This window comes from Sediminibacterium sp., assembly GCF_051860225.1.
GTDB lineage: Bacteria > Bacteroidota > Bacteroidia > Chitinophagales > Chitinophagaceae > Sediminibacterium.
Genome location: NZ_JBHYEI010000001.1, coordinates 1,169,371 through 1,187,553, shown reverse-complemented (window position 1 = coordinate 1,187,553; position 18,183 = coordinate 1,169,371). Strand labels below are relative to the sequence as shown.

The following is an 18,183-nucleotide window of genomic DNA, read 5'->3' as shown; positions in this document are numbered from 1 at the left end:
TTTACTGGAAATATATTAAATTTTTATAATTAATATTATATTTACTTGATATAACATAAAAGAAAAATGTCCATAGAAATTGTTAATAAAGCTGATTTAGAAAATAGATTATTTGATATTTTTCAAGATACGTTTAGATTCACAATTGATGAGTCGAAAATAGCACTACTTAATATAAGGTGTTTAACAGATATTAGGGATGACATTTATATAGGTATAGAGTTTCCATATGTAGACAAGCTTTATCGAAACTCGTATTATCATTACTGGGGTTCAAAATTTAAAGATTACCAAAGACATTGTATACGTTTATCTTTTTTTGATAAGAAATATTCAATCACTGATTTCTTTGACATTAATCAGCATGAAAATCTACTTTCAAGCTTTCTTGGTTTTTTAATTATCCGCCCTATATTTATTGCACCTACGGGTCGAAATATTTTTCGACCTGATATCTTTAAAAAAAATCATTTATACTATGTTGCTGTAACAAATGGGCATGCTGCAATCAGTGGAGTTAAATTTAATGTAAACGGCTTCCCTCATTCTTCTCAAGATGGCGAAATGATGGTTTGTGCAGAAACTGCGCTTTGGTCACTACTTGAATATTTCTCAAATCGCTACTCTGATTATAAACCTTTATTACCTAATGATATACATCGAATACTTTCTTCAAATTCAATAACTAGACAAATACCGTCAAAAGGTTTAAGCATATCAAACATATCTTATGTTTTAAAAAAAATTGGATTTGGAGTTAACTGGTATTCTGTTTCAACGTACACACAAGGTGATTTTTTTAACTTAATAAAAATTTATATTGAATCATGTGTTCCAGTAATGGCGATAATTCAAAATACACAAGGTGTTGCACATGTAATGAACATAGTTGGAAGGACGGAGTATAAAGCCAAACATACATTTTCTGTAGTTGCAACACTGGCAAATGGTGCAAACCTTTATGATTTCTATGAACAAAACGCTGAATATATTATAATTGACGACAATCTTAGACCCTATAGTACCATAAATCTCAACGATCCCGCTTCAAATTATTCTGACCCTAAATTTGCTGGCTGTGAAATAACTGCTGCAATTGTTCCGTTATATTCGCGGGTGTATGTAGAGTCGGATCAAGTTAAAGAGGTAAGTTTTGAATTTTTAAAAACCATAAGTACTAAACTTAACCTTCCAAGTTATGTAGTACGCGTCCTTCTTACATCCACAAGAAGTTATAAGAGTTACTTAGCTGCTAGTAAAGACTTTTCAATTGATGTTAAAGCATTGTTAATCAATCTGGAATTGCCAAAGTTTATTTGGATAGCAGAATTAAGTAGTACAAGTGAAGCATTATCCAAAAAAGCGTCTGGATTGTTAATATTTGATGCAACAGAACCGAGATCGCGCATACCAATTGCTAGTTTATTAAAAGATTTGTATATTGGTGAACTGAATGGTAAAATTGGACTATATACATTACCTTTGCCTCCCTTTGAAATTTTTCAAAATCTAAAAACTTTTTAATATGCAAAACAATATTAACTACAACTCTACAGAGATATTGGAGAATATAGTGCCTGCGCATATTGATGGTGCAGTGATTGATGCTAATTTTATGAATAACTTAAGCAGGGAGATAGAAAAAACCATGGAAAAGTTTGAAATTGAAAAGAGAAACAAGCAAGCTCAGTCATTGAATGAATTAAGCATGCTGGTAATCACAGCTTAACAATTTTTAAATAATCACATATTGATTTTATAATGACTATAATTTAAAACATATTCATTATTCTTAAGTACTTCCTTTATATGACCCTCTTTTATAAACAAAGAGGGTCATATATAATTGAAAATCAATCATATATGACCTTTAAATAGCTGTAGGGGGAGGGATCGAACCTCCACGAGGCAGTTAGCTGTAGTACAAAGTTCGGTGGTCGACCCCGGTCGCTCAGATATTGCTATCCTTGCGGCTCTATGCTACGTTTATTCTGTTATCCTCACCCCCGAGACAAGAGGGCATGTCTGCCAAAAGTTTCATCACCCCACAGTAAAAAGAACTAATTTGCTACTTTGATAAATCAAAATTAAGATAAACTTTGTTTAGTTAGTTATTTTTCAAACATTTTTAATAAATTATAGATATTATTCAAATAACAATACATATATTTGAAAAATATTAAAATAAACGAGCAAAAATGTCTACTAAATTAAATCTTGACAAACTCGATTTTCAGATTATCCAAGAAATGATGGAAGATGCAGAGATTTCCTATGCCGATTTGGGAAAGAAATTATTCGTTTCAGGTGGCACCATCCATGTTCGTATTAAAAAATTAGAAGAGCTAAATGTAGTTAAAGGTAAAAGATTATCGGTAGACCTCAAATCATTGGGCTATGATGTAATCGCGTTCATAGGTATTTACCTTGAAAAAAGCTCATTATATGATTCCGTAGCCATGGAATTAAAAAATATCAAACAAATTGTTCGCTTGAATTATACAACTGGAAACTACAGCATGTTTGCAGAAATCGTATGCAAAGACATTCAAGAATTACGTTTTGTATTGCACGACGAATTACAAAAAATAAAGGGAATAGAAAGAACCGAGACCTTTATTTCATTAGAAGAAAGTTTAGATAGAAATGTTGTGGTAAGCCCTAACTAAAAGAACCTGTATGAATCAATTTAATATTGCTGAATTAACGACTGCCCTGCTTAAGCGTTGGAAATTCATTCTGGTTTTCACGATTGCATCTGTTATAATTGCAGCAGGAGTAATCTTTTTTATTACTCCAAAATACACTGCTACTACCAAGCTCTTACCAGGCAATGCAGTTTTAGCTGATAAAGCGCGTTTATTTAACGATGAAATTCAACACCTTTATTCCTTTTTTGGTTCAGGAGACGACTTAGATCGCTTGATGAGTATGGCCAGCATGGATACCAGTCTCAAGCAGGTTATTCATGGGTTTGATTTGACTCGCTATTATCAAATAGAAGATAAAGACATGGGAATGAGGATGTATAAAAGCATTCGGCAGTTTAAAAAAGACCTGACACTGGTAAAAACAGTGAACAATGAACTAGAAATTTCCTATGCACACCAAAGCAAGGATACGGCAGCAGCCGTTGTCAATTTTATGACCGATCAACTTGCTGCAAAAATGAAAAATATATGGAAGCTACAATACGAAAAAATAGCTCAGCAGTTAGACAGCAGCATTGCAGCCATTTCAAATGATTACAATAACCTATCGAGTAATTCTTCCTCAAATGATGCAATTGCAAAAACAAAAATGACGGCACTATTAAGTCAATTAGAGCAGTTCAATAAAATGAGTATTGAAACAAAAATGGCAGCAGCCACCACTCCTGAAGCGTTAATTGTTTTAGAAAAAGCTAGTATCCCTGCAAAAATTAGTTGGCCTCAAAAAGCAGTAGTTTTACCTATTGCCGCTTTATTAGGACTTGTTTTCAGTGTATGCTTGGTGTTAATTAGTGCAAAACCCAGTCGCTTCTAAATGCTTAGCTTTTTACAAACAAAAAAGTTTTCTTGGTTAGCAATTAGCAGTTTCTTTTTATGTGGATTATGGTCGCTGCTTACGCAAGAACCCTATTGTCTTGCCGTACCATTTATTTTAATTGCAGCAGCACCAGTCTTTCAATTGATTGTTACTAAAACTGAACGGATATACTGGCTATTACTGATTACACTTCCATTATCCACAGAATACAATTTCACACCCACGCTTGGCTTAGATCTTCCAGATGAACCCTTATTGATCATCTTATCTGTAGCAGTAGCAGCAAGTATATTATTTAATCCATCTCCGTTTAGGTTTATTTTCGAATCGCCTATTTTCAAGTGGATCATCGCCTTCCTAATTTGGATGTGCATCAGTTTATTTTATGCATCCAACCAATGGTTAGCACTCAAGTTTATACTAGCTAAGATTTGGTACCTATTGCCATTTGTATTGCTTACTGCTTTGATACATCTACGTTCGAGTAATTTTAGAAAAACTGCATTATATATATGCATACCATTAAGCTTAGTTGTGATTCAAACACTTATTAGACATGCATTTTATGGATTTGATTTTGTGGCTATTAAAAAAACAATGGGACCGTTTTTTAGGAATCATGTAAACTATTCTGCCATGTTGGTTTGCCTAATTCCTATTGGGATATTGTTATTACAATTCACCCAACATACTCGCAAAAAATATATCATTCAATTAGGTTTAATGATAGCAGCACTTGGTTTATTCTTTGCCTATTCAAGGGGTGCATGGTTGGCCTTATTAGTAGGAATGATTGGCTACATTTTAATTAAAAAAAATATACTTGGCAAAACCATTTTAATAGGCATTATTAGTATAGTCATTGGTTTAATTGTGCTAATCAACAACAATCGATTCATGCAGTTTGCACCTGAACACGATGAAACTATTTTTCATGAGAATTTTTCGGAACACTTAAATGCAACGATTGGGTTAAAAGACATTTCAAATGCAGAACGTTTCCATAGATGGGTTGCAGGTATTAGAATGGTTGCAGAAAAACCTTGGACAGGATTTGGCGCAAATAGTTTCTACAATAATTACGAACCCTATACCGCCGCTGCATTTAAAACCTGGGTCAGCAATAACCCCGAACATTCCACTGTACATAATTATTATTTGTTGCTTGCCTTAGAGCAAGGGTTACCTGCACTTATATTATTTGCAGGATTTTTTATTTACCTGCTATTAGTAACCCAGGAACTCTATCATCAATTTCAACAGAACTATTATCGTCAAATTTCATTGGGCTTGGGCATTCTATTAATGATGATTGCATCACTTAATTTTACCAGCGATTTAATAGAGACCGACAAAATTGGTGGATTGTTCTGGCTAACTACTGGAATATTGATTAGTTTGAAGCATCATCAAAAAATTGAAAAAGAATCATTAGCGATTTAAGCGGTATAAAAAGTGTATTGACCGATTAAGCCTCATTTTAATCATTAATTAATGCTTCTAGAATAAACACTTGGATAGTTTTGGTATCTAATATAGAAATAGACCAATACCATGATACGCTTACTATTAACTCCGTTTTTTTTAGCTGCAATGTTTATCTATGCTTGGTTCCCCGATAAGCGTTCTAAAGAAAAAAATTAACGCACTGTCCTATTCTTCCATTGGTATTTACCAAATTTACCTAACCACCCTGCAACAACGGTATAGATAATATGAAAGGGTTGCATCATTGGAAAAAACAACAAGGTCTTATTAAGATTAAAAAAACGAGCAACGGGCAAAAGAAAGTATAACTCTATAAAGGTTTTACTGGCTATAAGCCAACAGGTCCAATAGAATATTTCAACTTGAAATATTCCAACTACAAGCCCAATTAGTAAGAACAAATTAAACACATAAACCAATAATAATACTAAAAATATTTTGGGCTCATTATAACTGTCCGCTTTACTTGCCCAACGAATACGCTGTTGAAAAAAAGAGTACCAATCAGGCATTGGCGATGTGGACACAATCATTTCATTGGAAAACAAATAAGCCAACCTATTGGGAAATTGTTTTTTCATTTTATGCATCAATAACATATCGTCTCCACTAGCCAAATGATCTATTCCTTTAAATTTATCAACTGCCTCAAATGCTTGTTTGCTATAAGCCAAATTAGCGCCATTGCACATACTATGAGAACCCGCTGATACAGCGGCGGCTGTAATCCCCTGTAAACTCAAAAAATCCAGTACCTGAAAAACCCCGCTAAAATGGCCATTCTGCGTAAACATGACTGGGGCTGCAATAAAAACCGGATCTTTTGCCAAAATCATTGCATTAAAATGATACAACCAATTAGTTGGCACCAAACAATCGGCATCAGTAGTAACAATCCATGACCCTGTTGACTTTTCTACTGCAATTTCAATCGCTTTTTTCTTAAAGGAATTGGTAGCTTCTCCATCCACATAATCTTTGAGTTGAATCAATCGTATTTGCGGGTATTGCCGGGCTAGTTGAGCAACCAATAGCGCAGTATCATCTGTTGAATGATCATCCACCACTAAAATTTCATACAATGGATAAGACTGTGATAAAATACTTTCTAGACATTTTTCGATATTGGCCGATTCATTTCGGGCAGGAATAATAATAGAGAAAAAAATAGATGGATTTTGTTCTCTAGTTACTTGAAATGGCTTTAAAGCACTGAACCAATAACGGTAAACCAGTATTAGGCAACCATATAAGGCCGCCAAAACCCCGCTTGTGATCATAAACCAATACTCCATTCAGGCAAAGAAAACCATTCTTCTTGAATCAAGAGATAGTTAAATAAGCGATACAGCAGCAAAATCATCCAATTTTCATTAAATAATTCTTGGTAGTATCAAAGAAAGAAACCAATTTTGAATTAGTTGCATAACTAACTATATGCCAAACAACCATTTTAAAAGAGGAGAATTATACAGCGTCATCAATGGCATGGCTTCTACTGCCGTGGCTAGAAGATTGCAGAAGAATTTCCGCAATGCGGGATTGGAAATCACTATTGAGCAATGGAGTGTATTATACCATTTATGGAAAGAAGACGGCTTAAGCCAGCAAGAACTCTGTAATCGTACATTTCGAGACAAACCAAGCATTACCAGGTTGATTGATAATTTAGAAAAGCAACATTTGGTCAAAAGAGTAGCATCTCCCACTGATAGAAGAATCAATTTGGTTCAACTAACTGATGCAGCTAAAGACCTACAACAAATTACCATTGACCTCGCCAATCAAACTATGGCGGAAGCTTTGGTGGGAGTAGATAAAAAAGATATTGATACGGTAAAAGCGGTATTTCAAAAGGTTTACGACAACCTTACCTTAACACCAATAGAACAATTGAATTAAACACTTTAACATACAAAACAATTAACGATGGAAGCCACAAACAAAACAAAAGCCTTATTAGGCGGAGAATGGATCATCAAGGAAAGCAATCCTCATGAAACTTTCATTCCGGAAGAATTTAATGAAGAGCAGACCATGGTCATGGACATGTGCCATCAGTTTTTAGATGCTGAAATTTTGCCCATTGTAGATCGAATTGATAAAATGGAGCCAGGATTAGTAGCATCACTAATGCAAAAAGCAGGCGAGCAAGGATTACTCTCTACATCATTCCCCGAAGAATACGGTGGGCTAGGTAAAGATTTTATTACTTCAACTATTGTGAACGAAGGAATGGGTGGTGGTTACTCATTCTCTGTAGCCGTTGCAGCTCATACAGGTATTGGTTCTTTGCCCATTTTATACTTTGGTACCGAAGAACAAAAACAAAAATATATTCCCAAATTAGCCAGTGGAGAATGGAAGGGTGCTTATGGATTAACAGAGCCCAACAGTGGTAGTGATGCATTGGGTGCTAAAACCACTGCTAAGCTAAGCGAAGACGGAAAACATTATTTATTGAATGGTCAAAAATGCTGGATTACCAATGGTGGTTTCGCAGATGTGTTTACTGTATTTGCAAAAATTGATGGAGATAAATTCACTGCCTTTATTATTGAGCGTGGAACAGAAGGTTTTACACAAGGACCTGAAGAACATAAAATGGGTATCAAAGGTTCCTCAACCGTTCAATTGTATTTCCAAGATTGTAAAGTGCCAGTAGAAAATGTTTTGGGTGAAATTGGCAAAGGACATGTCATCGCTTTCAATATTTTAAATATCGGTCGTTTAAAATTATGTGCTGCAACTTTAGGAGGAGCTAAAAAAGCAACCGATACTTCTGTTCAATACGCAAAGACAAGAGAGCAGTTTAAATTACCCATTGCTAAATTTGGAGCTATCCGCCATAAAATGGCTGAAATGGCTATTCGCTTATGGGTTTGCGAATCTGCATTATACCGTTCTGCAAAATGGATTGATGATAAAGAACACGAATTAGCTGCAAGTGGAAAATCTTTTGCAGAAGCTTTATTAGGTGCCGCTGAAGAATATGCCATTGAGTGCGCTATGTTAAAAGTGTATGGAAGTGAAGTACTTGACTTTGTAGTGGACGAAGGTGTTCAAATACATGGTGGAAATGGTTTCTCTGATGAATATGTAATTTCTAAAGCATACCGCGATAGCCGCATCAATAGAATTTATGAAGGCACTAACGAAATCAATCGTTTACTAACGGTTGACATGGTATTGAAACGTGCAATGAAAGGAAAGCTAGACTTAATGGGACCTGCAATGTCTGTTCAAAAAGAATTAATGAGCATTCCAGATTTTGGCGCAGAAGAGGAAGGCACATACGCTAAAGAATTAAAAGCCATAGCTAATTTCAAGAAAGCTATTTTAATGGTTGCTGGTGCCGCTGTTCAAAAACTGATGATGCAATTAGATAAAGAGCAAGAAATCTTGATGAATATTGCAGACATGGCTATTGAAGTATTCCATGCAGAAAGTGCTTTATTGCGTGTAATGAAATTGGCTTCTTTAAGAGGAGACGCTGCCGTAGCTACTCAAAATGATATTATGCGCACTTACTTGTATGATGCAGCAGATCGAATTAATAAAGCTGGTAAAGACGCATTGAATAGCTTTGCAGACGGGGACGAATTGCGCATGATGCATATTGGATTAAAGCGTTTTACTAAAGTAGAGCCTTTCAATTGCAAAGATGCCCGCAGAAGAATTTCTGATCGACTAGTGGCTGATAATGGCTATAAAATCTAATCGATTGATAATACGTAAAATCCCCGCTCTGATTAATCGGAGCGGGGATTTTTATTTTTACAGAATCAAACTATATACTTAGTAGTGGATAACTTACCTACGAATTTCAACTCGAGTTCCTACTGGCAATAAATCAAACAATTCCTGAACATATTTATTTTTTGTGCTGATGCATCCTTCTGTCCAGTTTCTATATTGGTCAATAGCATAATCGTCATAAGGCACCGTACCATGTATGCCAATATCTCCTCCAATTTTTGCACCTGCTGGTATTTGGCCTAAGGCTTTACGTTGATTAAACTTGGCATAACTTTCAGCAGTTGGGTAATCAATCAACATAAAACGCTCCCATTTAGCATGTTTTCGCTTACCGGTTATATGAAATACCCCTTCTGGAGTTCTTCTATCGCCTTGGTAAAGTTTATCGCCTAAATCTTTACTTCCAAACACTACAGGGTAAGATGCCATCCATTCGCCGTCTTTATCATATATTTTTAACTCGTACTCACTCTTTATGATATAAACAGAGTAGGTATCCTTATCAGCTTTTTTAGGATCAATTACCTTGTGCTTCCTGAAAGAAGTAGTAATCGTAAAGCCAGCAAAAAATAATATCCAGTATAATGGCCTTTTCATAGTCTCTGATTAAGAAACGAAAATTAACTGTTCTAATTGTGGTACGAATGTTAATTTAAATTCACTTAACAAAGATAAAATAAGAACCTACTTTTTACCAAGTGCTTAATCTTACTCCTATTGCGTATGGAAACTGTTCTACACGGGTAATATCTTTCTGCATTTTATTTAAGCTATATGAGCCATATAGTCGAACTGGTCCCAATCCAATTTCTCCTATAGCAGCCAAGCGGAAGGGTTCCATATAAAAGTCTGCCTTCTCTTTTTGCTTTCCTCTCTCGGCACTAATTTGTTTATTGCTACTAGAAATTAGATATCCAGCACTTACGCCTGCGCTAAAACTAAATCCTTTGCGTTTATCTGGCGTAGTATTGATATTAATCATAAATGGAACTGTAAGGTACCCAGCGTATAATTTATTCTTTGAAAAAGAAATAGAATCATTAAAAACGTAAGGTGCTGGATCATTATTATAACTGATTCTAGAATCGTAACGGAAATTGTACATTTCTAGCCCCAAACCATATTTAAGGTTCAATACATTCTTGCTGATATTCAATTTCTGCATGAAGAACCAAAGATTCACATTTGAAGATTTTCCTCTGTTTAAACGATAACTATTTTCGTTCACTGGTCCATCTTGTGGACGAAAAGTTTTAAAATAAGATCCTGCTTGCGCAAAGCCATAATTGGTATTATCACGCATATTAGCAAAACCCAAATCTAGAATCCACCAATTGGTGCTTAAATTTTTACGCTTGGCTGGTCTACGCTCTACCCTTAATAAATTGTAATTATCTCTATTGGTTCTTGAGGCCCCTGTTGAGCTTCCCTCAGATCCCTTCTTTTTGATAATCACGAAATTTCCTACTTTGATGGTATCAGTCTCTTGAGTTGACTGAGCAGTTGAACTTAAGGCAATGCATACCATTGCTACCATGCTTACGATTCTTTTCATACTATTTGTTTTATTTTCTTTGACGAGTGTCTTCCTCTTGTTTTGCTTTTGAGCGAAAGATCGTTCCTGCTTTGCGGAATAATCCGCGCAATTTATCTTTATTTAATTCTAAGGCCCCTATAAAAAGACTTTTGTCTTCTTCAATATCTTCAAGTGCGGTATATACTGTTTTTACCTCTTCTGGGGCTGATTCTATCTTTTCTTCAACAGGGGCCATATTAACTCCTTGATTATTCCCAATATCATTTCTTCTTTCCATTATATTTTCGGAAATAGTGGCCTGGCTACTGTTGATTGAATTATGCTCAACACTTGCAATTGTTTGTTCTTCTTTTTTAACTTGCTCATTATTGATCATTGTTACTAAAGTATTCTTGCCTACTAATGCTTGCGCTTTGTTGACTTTAATTGAAGGAGTCTCAACTTGAAGCGATGCTTTCGGTTTTAGTTGCTCAATTATACTCTTTGGATTTTCTTCAGTAACTATTTCTTTTCTTTCTACATTACCCGCAGGCTCTGTACCAACCATTTCTGGTTGTGTTCCATTGATATCAATGGTCTTTTTCAATTGATTTGCTGGAGCAAGCATCCAAACAGTAGCAATTAATCCAATGACTGCAGCAGCTGATGCGTAACGCATCCAACGCATATATAAAACAGGACGTTTTTGATCCTCTTTCCTGTATAATAATTCTTTATTGTTGAATACCCATTCTTCAGGAGCCAATTTGGTTTGTAACAATAATTGAAACGCTGCTTGCAAATTCGGATGCTGCAATACAAACAACTCTACTTTTTGGCGATCGGCTAAAGACAATTCATTGTCAATAAATAATAAAAACCAAGACTCATAATTACTTAAGGTAATCTCATTACTAGGCTGTTTTAACAATAATGCCTTGTCTTCAAAAACTAATTGTGTTTCTGGCTCTAATTTAGTGTCTTGCAATATTGCCAACTCTTCGGCTAGGTCTGGATGCTCCGCTATAAAACGTTCTACAGCTACCATCTCTTCTGGGGAGAGCTCTCCATCTACCCAAAGTAGAAAATAGTGTTCGTAATTATTTCGGTTAATAGTCATCATTATAATACATTTTCGGCGCTAACCAAATAGTTTTTTAAGGTTAATCTGGCTCTGTGCAAGTACACTTTAACCTGACTTTCATTCAAATTCATGATTTGTCCAATCTCTTCATAACTGTACCCTTCATAGTCTTTCAGCATTACTAAGCTCTTCTGTGTTTCATTCAAACGGTTCAATGCCTCCATCAATGTTTTCTTTAAGCCGGTATGTTGTTGGTATTGAATACCCGTTTGTTCTTCAAATTCCTCTTTCAATTGCACCCTTTTATTTTTGCGGATATGATCAATCATTTGATTGTACCCTACGGTAAATAAATAGGCTTTTGACTTGGCTGTTTCTACTTGATCTCGGTTTCTCCAGAGTTTTTCAAAACTGGTTTGTACAATATCTCTTGCGTCTTCTTCATGCCGAAGATTTTTCACGATAAACCTAAAAAGGCCATCGGCATGGTTGTTTACACATTCATTGTACTCAAACTCGGTCATATAAATAGAAACAGTTAGCTGGTTTGTACTTATGATACGTACTAACAAACATTATGTTACAGCTAATGGTGTTTTTTTTAATTTGAGGCGTAAAAATAGCGCAAACCCTTGGGAAGAGGGCTTTAATAGACGTATTTACTTAGGTAAACAACAACACCCGCAATAATAAAAAAGCTAATCAATGATATATAGAAATATCGCCCTCCCCTTGTAACAACCAAATTCTTTTCATTTTCATCCATTGAATGAAATCGGCGAATAATATTTAAAAAAATTACTTTTCCTCCATATGCACCGAAACTCATCGAGTAAACCAATAAAAGAAAAATAATTAAGCCAATCCTACCCGCAAGCTCCCAATACCGAATCATTGCCAGAAAATCATAGATTTCATTGCTTTGTTTAGATAAATAGAGATAGATTATTCCTAAGCCCATTAGCGAAAGCACATTACAGACCCAAGCAAGACCGATCATATGAACGCCATTGGTCTTAATCAATGTCTTTTCATTCTGTGTCCTTCCCACTGAGAAGTCGTAACAAATTACTGATTCAAACAGATTCATATTGTTGTATTCAGTACAATAGGATATAATATTGGCTACTGAAGTTACTATAAATTAGTAATCAATAGTCTGCTCTACAATTGTTGCAGGTATTTCCCTCCAACCATATTGCTGATTTCTCAACTGTGGTTCAAAACCTGCCTCCCTAATTGCTGCCTGTATGGTTTTGTAGGTAAATCTATGTGGAGCACCTGCGGCACTCACTACATTTTCTTCAATCATGATAGACCCAAAATCATTGGCTCCTCCATGTAAGCACAATTGTGCAGTTTCCTTACCCACCGTTAACCAGCTTGCTTGTATATTCTTAATATTGGGCAACATGATCCTACTTATTGCAATCATTCTTAGGTATTCATCAGGAGTTGTTAAATTATGTACCCCTCTAATCTTTGTAAGTAAAGTATCTACATCTTGGAAAGTCCATGGAATAAATGCTAGGAAACCATTGGCATCAGTAGGTTTCATGGATTGAACTTCTCTAATTCTAACTAAATGAATAAATCGTTCTTCTAAAGTTTCTACATGGCCAAACATCATGGTGGCACTGGTTGTAATATTTAGTTTATGCGCTTCGTGCATGATGGCCAACCATTCGTCTGCACCGCACTTACCTTTAGAAATCAGTCGGCGTACCCGATCCACCAATATCTCTGCTCCTGCGCCTGGCAATGAATCTAAGCCCGACTCCTTTAATGCTTTTAGTACATCATGGTGGCTCATCTTTTCTAATTTGGCAATATGTGCCACTTCGGGCGGTCCGAGCGCATGCAGCTTAATGGTAGGATATTCCTGTTTTAGCTGACGAAAAGTGTTGGTATAAAAATCAAGCCCTAATTCAGGATGGTGGCCTCCTTGAAGCAAAAGTTGATCGCCCCCATACTTCAATGTTTCTTCAATTTTCTTTCGATAAACAGGCATTTCGGTGATATAGGCTTCCGCATGACCTGGAATTCTATAGAAATTACAAAACTTGCAATTGGCTATACAAACGTTCGTAGTATTCACATTTCGGTCTATTTGCCAAGTAACTTTCCCGTGCGGCACTTGTATTTTCCGAAGCTCGTTTGCAATTTGCATCAAATCTGCCAAGGGCGCTTGTTCAAATAAAAACATCCCCTCTTCTACATTTAAAAAGTCAAAATTGAGGGCTCTCTGGTATAAATTGGCTAATTCCATCATAATTGTATAAGTAACAAAGTTAATGCAGATATGGTTCACCCAACCGGGTATCAACAAAACGTCGACTCCATGTAAATATTCTGCATTTTGCAACAAAAATCGACTAACTTATACAAGGATGAAACTTATCAATGCCATATTGTTTTTATTCCTTTTGTATTCAACACAGATAAAAGGGCAGGAGGAATTTGCTCCACCTGATGCAAAATTGATTACTAAGATTCCTTTTTTCCAATTAAGTGGGGGGATTATTATTTTAAAAGCACAACTAGACGAATTTAACGATTCACTCAATTTTGTTTTAGATACAGGTAGTGGAGGCATTTCATTAGATTCTTCTACCGTAGAAAACTTAAAGATAAAAAATACAGTAAGTGATAAATTAATTAGAGGAATTGCAGGAGTTAAGCGAGTCTCCTTTGCTTATAATCACGCTTTAAAAATGCCAGGGATTACAGTTAATAATTTAGACTTTCACATCAATAATTATGAATTATTAACCAGTGTGTATGGCGTTAGAATTGATGGGATTATTGGTTTTAGTTTTTTAAGGAGGTACATTGTGCTTTTAGATTTTGATAAAAAACAGATGGAAGTATATACTCCTGGTAGATTTAAATATCCAAGAGGAGGACAGCTGCTAAAGCCCAATTTTACAACACTTCCTTTATTACAAGCAACCGTTGAAGACAGTCGAAGTATATTAAATAGATTTATTTTTGATACTGGCGCAGGTTTATGTTTTTTACTCTCGAAAGATTATGTAGAAGACAGTTCTATTTTTAAAAGCAAAAGGAAATTTTATCCTACCCAAGCCGAAGGATTAGGGGGTAAAAAACAAATGGAAATTGCAGTAATGAAATCGGTAAAAATCGGGAATTACAAGTTTAAAAAAGTTCCCGTACACATTTTTGAAGACGACTTTAATGTAACCAACTACCCATCTTTAGGAGGGTTGATTGGGAATGATTTGTTACGGAGATTTAATATTATTCTAAACTATCCCGAACAAAGCATTTTTATTAAACCAAACAATCACTTTGCAGACTCATTCGACTATAGCTATACTGGATTAGGAATTTATCTGATTGACGGGCAGATAAAAGTTATAGATATAATTGAAGGATCCCCTGGAGACAAAGCTGGTTTTAAAACAGATGATATTATATTTTCAATTGAAAATAATGCTTCCAATAATATACAGGAATATAAAAATCTTTTCCAAAACGCCTTAGGCAAAATCAAAGTAATCGTACTTAGGAATAATTTGCCTTTATTGTTAAACATGAATGTTAAAGACATACGTAAGTAAGTAAAGATGAACTAATTTGCAATCCGATACGCATTACTATGATTGAATACAATAGATTTATTTTAGACAATGGTTTAACAGTTTTAGTTCATGAAGACACTGCAACTCCTATGGCAGTGGTGAACGTTCTATATGATGTAGGGGCAAGAGACGAACATCCAGAAAAAACCGGGTTTGCTCATTTATTTGAGCATTTAATGTTTGGCGGCAGTATTAATATTGCAGACTATGACGAACCCCTTCAAAGGGCTGGCGGAGATAACAACGCTTATACAACCAATGATTTAACCAACTATTATTGTCAGTTACCTGCACAAAATATTGAAACGGCTTTTTGGCTAGAGAGCGATAGAATGCTGAGCTTGGCCTTTAGCGAGAAAAGTTTAGCTGTGCAACGCAAAGTGGTTTGCGAAGAATTCAGGGAGCATTATATCAATAAACCTTACGGGGATGTTTGGAAGCATATGCGTGCATTGGCTTACACTGTTCATCCCTATCAGTGGATGACTATTGGGAAAGAATTAAGTCATGTTGAGAATGCGCATATTGACGATGTTAAGCATTTTTTCTTTAAACATTATCGTCCCGTAAATGCCATTTTAGTAGTAGCTGGCAACGTGAAAACAGAAGAAATTAAAAAGTTAGCTGAAAAATGGTTCGGTCCCATACCAATGGGAGACAAATATATTCGCTGTTTGCCTCAGGAGCCTGTTCAAACCCATGCAAGAAGGTTAACCATTGAAGCTGAAGTTCCTTTAGATGCTTTTGTGAAAACATGGCATATGGATGCACGATTAAATAAAGGGTATTATGCATCAGACTTAATCACTGAAATTTTAGGAGGTGGTGCATCTTCCCGTTTATACCAGGCACTAGTAAAAGAACAAAAATTATTTTCCAACTTAGATTGTTATCATTTTGGAAGCCTAGATGCCGGCTTATTAACCATTGAAGGCAAATTGGTAAAAGGAGTAGATATTAATAAAGCTGAGATAGCAATAACAGAACAGATTAGCCATATTCAAGAACATCCTGTTGCAATTGCTGAATTAACGAAAGTTAAAAATAAAACAGAAAGTGTGATAGCATTTGAAGACATGAGTATCATGAGCAGGGCCAGCAGTTTAGCGATGTACGAACTAATGGGTGATGCTTCTTTAATGAATACTGAATTAGAAAAATACCAGGAAATAAATCCACAGGACATTGTTGATTACAGCAAACAGATTTTTAGAGAAAACAATAGCAACACATTACACTACCTGGCCAAATAAAGCAGAACAAACATGTTGAATAGAAAAGTACAACCCGCAATAACTGATGCAGTTAGTTTTGATTTAAACCTTAGAACATGCGAGCAATATCAATTAGATAATACAGTTCCAGTCTACAGCATGAACGCTGGCACACAAGACGTACTCATGATAGAATGGGTATTTAAAGCGGGTAACTGGTTTGAACAAAAGAATATTGTTGCTGGCACTACTAATTTCTTATTAAAAAATGGAACAATTAATAAAACTGCATTTCAAATTAATGACCATTTTGAGTTCTATGGTGCTTATTTAAATAGAACCTGTTATAATGAAACAGCTTCTATCACTTTACATTGTTTATCAAAACATATTAATGAATTACTACCTGTTGTTGCTGAATTAATTTGCGATTCTATTTTTCCAGAAGAAGAGTTGAGCACTTATCAACAAAATCAAAAACAAAAACTTTCCGTTAATCTAAAAAAATGCGACTTTATTGCCAATAGATTAATTGACGAATATGTCTATGGCTTCCATCATCCTTATGGCAAGTATACATCTACACTCGATTATGACCAGCTAAACAGGGAGGAATTGATTGCTTTTTTTAAACAGTTTTATACTGAAGGTCATTGTACCATTTTTACTGCAGGAAAAATTCCAAGCAATCTTCAAAGCCAGTTAAATAAATATTTTGGTGGATTACCATTACAAAAAAGAGCTATCCCGCATATTGAATACCATTTACAATCAGCAGAAGAAAAGAAACATCATGTTGTTAATGACCAAAATGGAGTACAAGGTGCCATCAGAATTGCACGTCCATTTCCAAATAAACATCATCCCGACTACCAGAAAACACAGATATTGAATAACATTTTTGGTGGCTTCTTTGGATCAAGATTAATGAGTAATATTAGAGAAGACAAAGGATATACCTATGGAATACATAGTTATATACAAAATCATATGGGGGAGACTGCATGGATGATTAGTACAGAAGCCGGCAGAGATGTATGTGAGGCTACTATTAGTGAGGTCTATAAAGAAATGGAAATACTAAAAAATGAACTGATAGATGAAGATGAACTTAGTCTAGTTAAAAATTATATGTTAGGTTCGGTCTTAGGAGATTTAGATGGGCCTTTTCAATTAATCGCTAGATGGAAAAACTATGTGCTTAATAATTTAGACGAAAAATATTTTTACAATAGCGTTCAACTCATCAAATCAACAGGAGCAGAAGAATTAAATGAACTCGCCAAAAAATATTTGAACCCTGAGGAATTTTATGAGCTTACAGTTATTTAACTTGACTAAATAGATACAACATTTCAAGGCCAATTTGTTTGCATCTTTCATTGTAAACTTGGTCTTGTTGTGGAGTACCATCCGATAGCTTTGGATCCTCATAGGGTAATTTAAATCTTCCATCTGCCCCTTGCACAATAGGGCAAGATGAATCTGCTTGAGAACAAGTTAATACAGCTCCATATTCCTTCTGAGGATTGGGCATACTGGTATAAACTTTTGAGAAAGCAATTAGCTTGGGGGTTTGTAAACTGTATTTAACTTCATAAACAGGATTCGAAGAAGAGTTAATAGCAGTTATTTCGAATCCCAAATTCTTTAATGCATTAACTGCATTGATATTAAAAGCAGTCACTTCTGTACCACCTGAATAACAATATACATTTCCTATACTATAATATGCAGCCGCTGCTTGTGCCATAATTTGCGAAATATGGCTTCTTCTTGAATTGTGCGTACAGATAAAAGTGAGCTCAATGTCTTTGCCTAACTTTTTCTTTTGTGATACATATTCACTTATTTCTTTTAATACCCATTTACGCTCGGCAGGAATTTGATTAAAATTAGTCTTGGCTTCATTAAAAAAAGTTTGAATAGGAGAGAACAACGTAGGTTGTTGTGCTAAAGACGACATAACTAAACTATTAACTATTAAAA

Annotated in this window: 18 protein-coding genes; 10 read left to right on the top strand and 8 right to left on the bottom strand. The window is 35.2% G+C overall.

Features of this window, described 5'->3' with window-relative positions:
* Positions 1–66 precede the first annotated feature (66 nt).
* From ACTIEI_RS05145 to ACTIEI_RS05125, 5 genes are all read left to right on the top strand, one after another.
* On the top strand, positions 67–1,524 hold the full coding sequence (locus ACTIEI_RS05145) for a hypothetical protein (RefSeq protein WP_439505212.1): 1,458 nt from the start codon (positions 67–69) through the stop codon (positions 1,522–1,524).
* Between the two features lies 1 nt (position 1,525).
* Positions 1,526–1,729, top strand: coding sequence for a hypothetical protein (locus ACTIEI_RS05140; RefSeq protein ID WP_439505211.1), 204 nt, complete (start codon positions 1,526–1,528; stop codon positions 1,727–1,729).
* A 469-nt stretch (positions 1,730–2,198) separates the two neighbouring features.
* Positions 2,199–2,669 (top strand): Lrp/AsnC ligand binding domain-containing protein, encoded by a 471-nt coding sequence (locus ACTIEI_RS05135; protein WP_439505210.1) that lies wholly within the window; start codon positions 2,199–2,201, stop codon positions 2,667–2,669.
* Between the two features lie 10 nt (positions 2,670–2,679).
* A complete protein-coding gene (locus tag ACTIEI_RS05130; protein WP_439505209.1) occupies positions 2,680–3,525 on the top strand; it encodes a Wzz/FepE/Etk N-terminal domain-containing protein in 846 nt (281 codons plus the stop codon).
* On the top strand, positions 3,526–4,971 hold the full coding sequence (locus ACTIEI_RS05125) for an O-antigen ligase family protein (protein ID WP_439505208.1): 1,446 nt from the start codon (positions 3,526–3,528) through the stop codon (positions 4,969–4,971).
* Between the two features lie 197 nt (positions 4,972–5,168).
* Here ACTIEI_RS05125 and ACTIEI_RS05120 read toward each other — a convergent pair whose 3' ends face one another.
* Complete coding sequence (locus tag ACTIEI_RS05120) at positions 5,169–6,311, bottom strand: glycosyltransferase (protein ID WP_439505207.1); 1,143 nt, start codon at positions 6,309–6,311, stop codon at positions 5,169–5,171.
* A gap of 142 nt (positions 6,312–6,453) precedes the next feature.
* On the opposite strand from ACTIEI_RS05120, the gene ACTIEI_RS05115 reads away from it, so the two are divergent.
* On the top strand, positions 6,454–6,918 hold the full coding sequence (locus tag ACTIEI_RS05115; protein WP_439505206.1) for a MarR family winged helix-turn-helix transcriptional regulator: 465 nt from the start codon (positions 6,454–6,456) through the stop codon (positions 6,916–6,918).
* A 27-nt stretch (positions 6,919–6,945) separates the two neighbouring features.
* A complete protein-coding gene (locus ACTIEI_RS05110) occupies positions 6,946–8,736 on the top strand; it encodes an acyl-CoA dehydrogenase family protein (protein WP_439505205.1) in 1,791 nt (596 codons plus the stop codon).
* Positions 8,737–8,829: 93 nt separating this feature from the next.
* Here ACTIEI_RS05110 and ACTIEI_RS05105 read toward each other — a convergent pair whose 3' ends face one another.
* From ACTIEI_RS05105 to mqnC, 6 genes are all read right to left on the bottom strand, one after another.
* Positions 8,830–9,372 carry a L,D-transpeptidase family protein gene (locus tag ACTIEI_RS05105; RefSeq protein WP_439505204.1) on the bottom strand — a complete coding sequence of 181 codons (543 nt, stop codon included), beginning with the start codon at positions 9,370–9,372 and terminating at the stop codon, positions 8,830–8,832.
* A gap of 94 nt (positions 9,373–9,466) precedes the next feature.
* Complete coding sequence (locus ACTIEI_RS05100; RefSeq protein ID WP_439505203.1) at positions 9,467–10,330, bottom strand: outer membrane beta-barrel protein; 864 nt, start codon at positions 10,328–10,330, stop codon at positions 9,467–9,469.
* Between the two features lie 10 nt (positions 10,331–10,340).
* Positions 10,341–11,414 (bottom strand): anti-sigma factor family protein, encoded by a 1,074-nt coding sequence (locus ACTIEI_RS05095; protein ID WP_439505202.1) that lies wholly within the window; start codon positions 11,412–11,414, stop codon positions 10,341–10,343.
* Positions 11,414–11,899: an RNA polymerase sigma factor gene (locus ACTIEI_RS05090; protein WP_439505201.1), complete on the bottom strand. Its 486-nt coding sequence runs from the start codon at positions 11,897–11,899 to the stop codon at positions 11,414–11,416. The genes ACTIEI_RS05095 and ACTIEI_RS05090 overlap by 1 nt, the downstream gene beginning before the upstream one ends.
* A 122-nt stretch (positions 11,900–12,021) precedes the next feature.
* Positions 12,022–12,465 carry a hypothetical protein gene (locus ACTIEI_RS05085; RefSeq protein ID WP_439505200.1) on the bottom strand — a complete coding sequence of 148 codons (444 nt, stop codon included), beginning with the start codon at positions 12,463–12,465 and terminating at the stop codon, positions 12,022–12,024.
* Between the two features lie 54 nt (positions 12,466–12,519).
* On the bottom strand, positions 12,520–13,647 hold the full coding sequence (gene mqnC / locus ACTIEI_RS05080; protein WP_439505199.1) for a cyclic dehypoxanthinyl futalosine synthase: 1,128 nt from the start codon (positions 13,645–13,647) through the stop codon (positions 12,520–12,522).
* Positions 13,648–13,765: 118 nt separating this feature from the next.
* Here mqnC and ACTIEI_RS05075 point away from each other — a divergent pair, with 118 nt between their 5' ends.
* The 3 genes from ACTIEI_RS05075 to ACTIEI_RS05065 are packed head-to-tail and all read left to right on the top strand — an operon-like array spanning position 13,766 to position 17,526.
* Positions 13,766–14,959, top strand: a complete 1,194-nt coding sequence (locus tag ACTIEI_RS05075) for an aspartyl protease family protein (RefSeq protein ID WP_439505198.1) — start codon at positions 13,766–13,768, stop codon at positions 14,957–14,959.
* 38 nt (positions 14,960–14,997) lie between these two features.
* The gene (locus tag ACTIEI_RS05070) at positions 14,998–16,233 is read left to right on the top strand and encodes a M16 family metallopeptidase (protein WP_439505197.1); all 1,236 of its coding nucleotides are present in this window, start codon (positions 14,998–15,000) and stop codon (positions 16,231–16,233) included.
* 12 nt (positions 16,234–16,245) lie between these two features.
* Entirely contained in the window at positions 16,246–17,526 is a 1,281-nt protein-coding gene (locus tag ACTIEI_RS05065; RefSeq protein ID WP_439505196.1) for a M16 family metallopeptidase, read from the top strand.
* Here the strand turns inward: ACTIEI_RS05065 and ACTIEI_RS05060 are convergent.
* Positions 17,519–18,160: a hypothetical protein gene (locus ACTIEI_RS05060; RefSeq protein WP_439505195.1), complete on the bottom strand. Its 642-nt coding sequence runs from the start codon at positions 18,158–18,160 to the stop codon at positions 17,519–17,521. The two genes, ACTIEI_RS05065 and ACTIEI_RS05060, sit on opposite strands and share 8 nt — an antisense overlap.
* Positions 18,161–18,183: the final 23 nt, after the last annotated feature.

Bases quoted from the DNA above. Each gene is read 5' to 3' on its own strand.
- ACTIEI_RS05145 (WP_439505212.1), top strand. From the start codon at position 67: ATGTCCATAGAAATTGTTAATAAAGCTGATTTAGAAAATAGATTATTT.
- ACTIEI_RS05140 (WP_439505211.1), top strand. From the start codon at position 1,526: ATGCAAAACAATATTAACTACAACTCTACAGAGATATTGGAGAATATA.
- ACTIEI_RS05135 (WP_439505210.1), top strand. From the start codon at position 2,199: ATGTCTACTAAATTAAATCTTGACAAACTCGATTTTCAGATTATCCAA.
- ACTIEI_RS05130 (WP_439505209.1), top strand. From the start codon at position 2,680: ATGAATCAATTTAATATTGCTGAATTAACGACTGCCCTGCTTAAGCGT.
- ACTIEI_RS05125 (WP_439505208.1), top strand. From the start codon at position 3,526: ATGCTTAGCTTTTTACAAACAAAAAAGTTTTCTTGGTTAGCAATTAGC.
- ACTIEI_RS05120 (WP_439505207.1), bottom strand. From the start codon at position 6,311: ATGGAGTATTGGTTTATGATCACAAGCGGGGTTTTGGCGGCCTTATAT.
- ACTIEI_RS05115 (WP_439505206.1), top strand. From the start codon at position 6,454: ATGCCAAACAACCATTTTAAAAGAGGAGAATTATACAGCGTCATCAAT.
- ACTIEI_RS05110 (WP_439505205.1), top strand. From the start codon at position 6,946: ATGGAAGCCACAAACAAAACAAAAGCCTTATTAGGCGGAGAATGGATC.
- ACTIEI_RS05105 (WP_439505204.1), bottom strand. From the start codon at position 9,372: ATGAAAAGGCCATTATACTGGATATTATTTTTTGCTGGCTTTACGATT.
- ACTIEI_RS05100 (WP_439505203.1), bottom strand. From the start codon at position 10,330: ATGAAAAGAATCGTAAGCATGGTAGCAATGGTATGCATTGCCTTAAGT.
- ACTIEI_RS05095 (WP_439505202.1), bottom strand. From the start codon at position 11,414: ATGATGACTATTAACCGAAATAATTACGAACACTATTTTCTACTTTGG.
- ACTIEI_RS05090 (WP_439505201.1), bottom strand. From the start codon at position 11,899: ATGACCGAGTTTGAGTACAATGAATGTGTAAACAACCATGCCGATGGC.
- ACTIEI_RS05085 (WP_439505200.1), bottom strand. From the start codon at position 12,465: ATGAATCTGTTTGAATCAGTAATTTGTTACGACTTCTCAGTGGGAAGG.
- mqnC (WP_439505199.1), bottom strand. From the start codon at position 13,647: ATGATGGAATTAGCCAATTTATACCAGAGAGCCCTCAATTTTGACTTT.
- ACTIEI_RS05075 (WP_439505198.1), top strand. From the start codon at position 13,766: ATGAAACTTATCAATGCCATATTGTTTTTATTCCTTTTGTATTCAACA.
- ACTIEI_RS05070 (WP_439505197.1), top strand. From the start codon at position 14,998: ATGATTGAATACAATAGATTTATTTTAGACAATGGTTTAACAGTTTTA.
- ACTIEI_RS05065 (WP_439505196.1), top strand. From the start codon at position 16,246: ATGTTGAATAGAAAAGTACAACCCGCAATAACTGATGCAGTTAGTTTT.
- ACTIEI_RS05060 (WP_439505195.1), bottom strand. From the start codon at position 18,160: ATGTCGTCTTTAGCACAACAACCTACGTTGTTCTCTCCTATTCAAACT.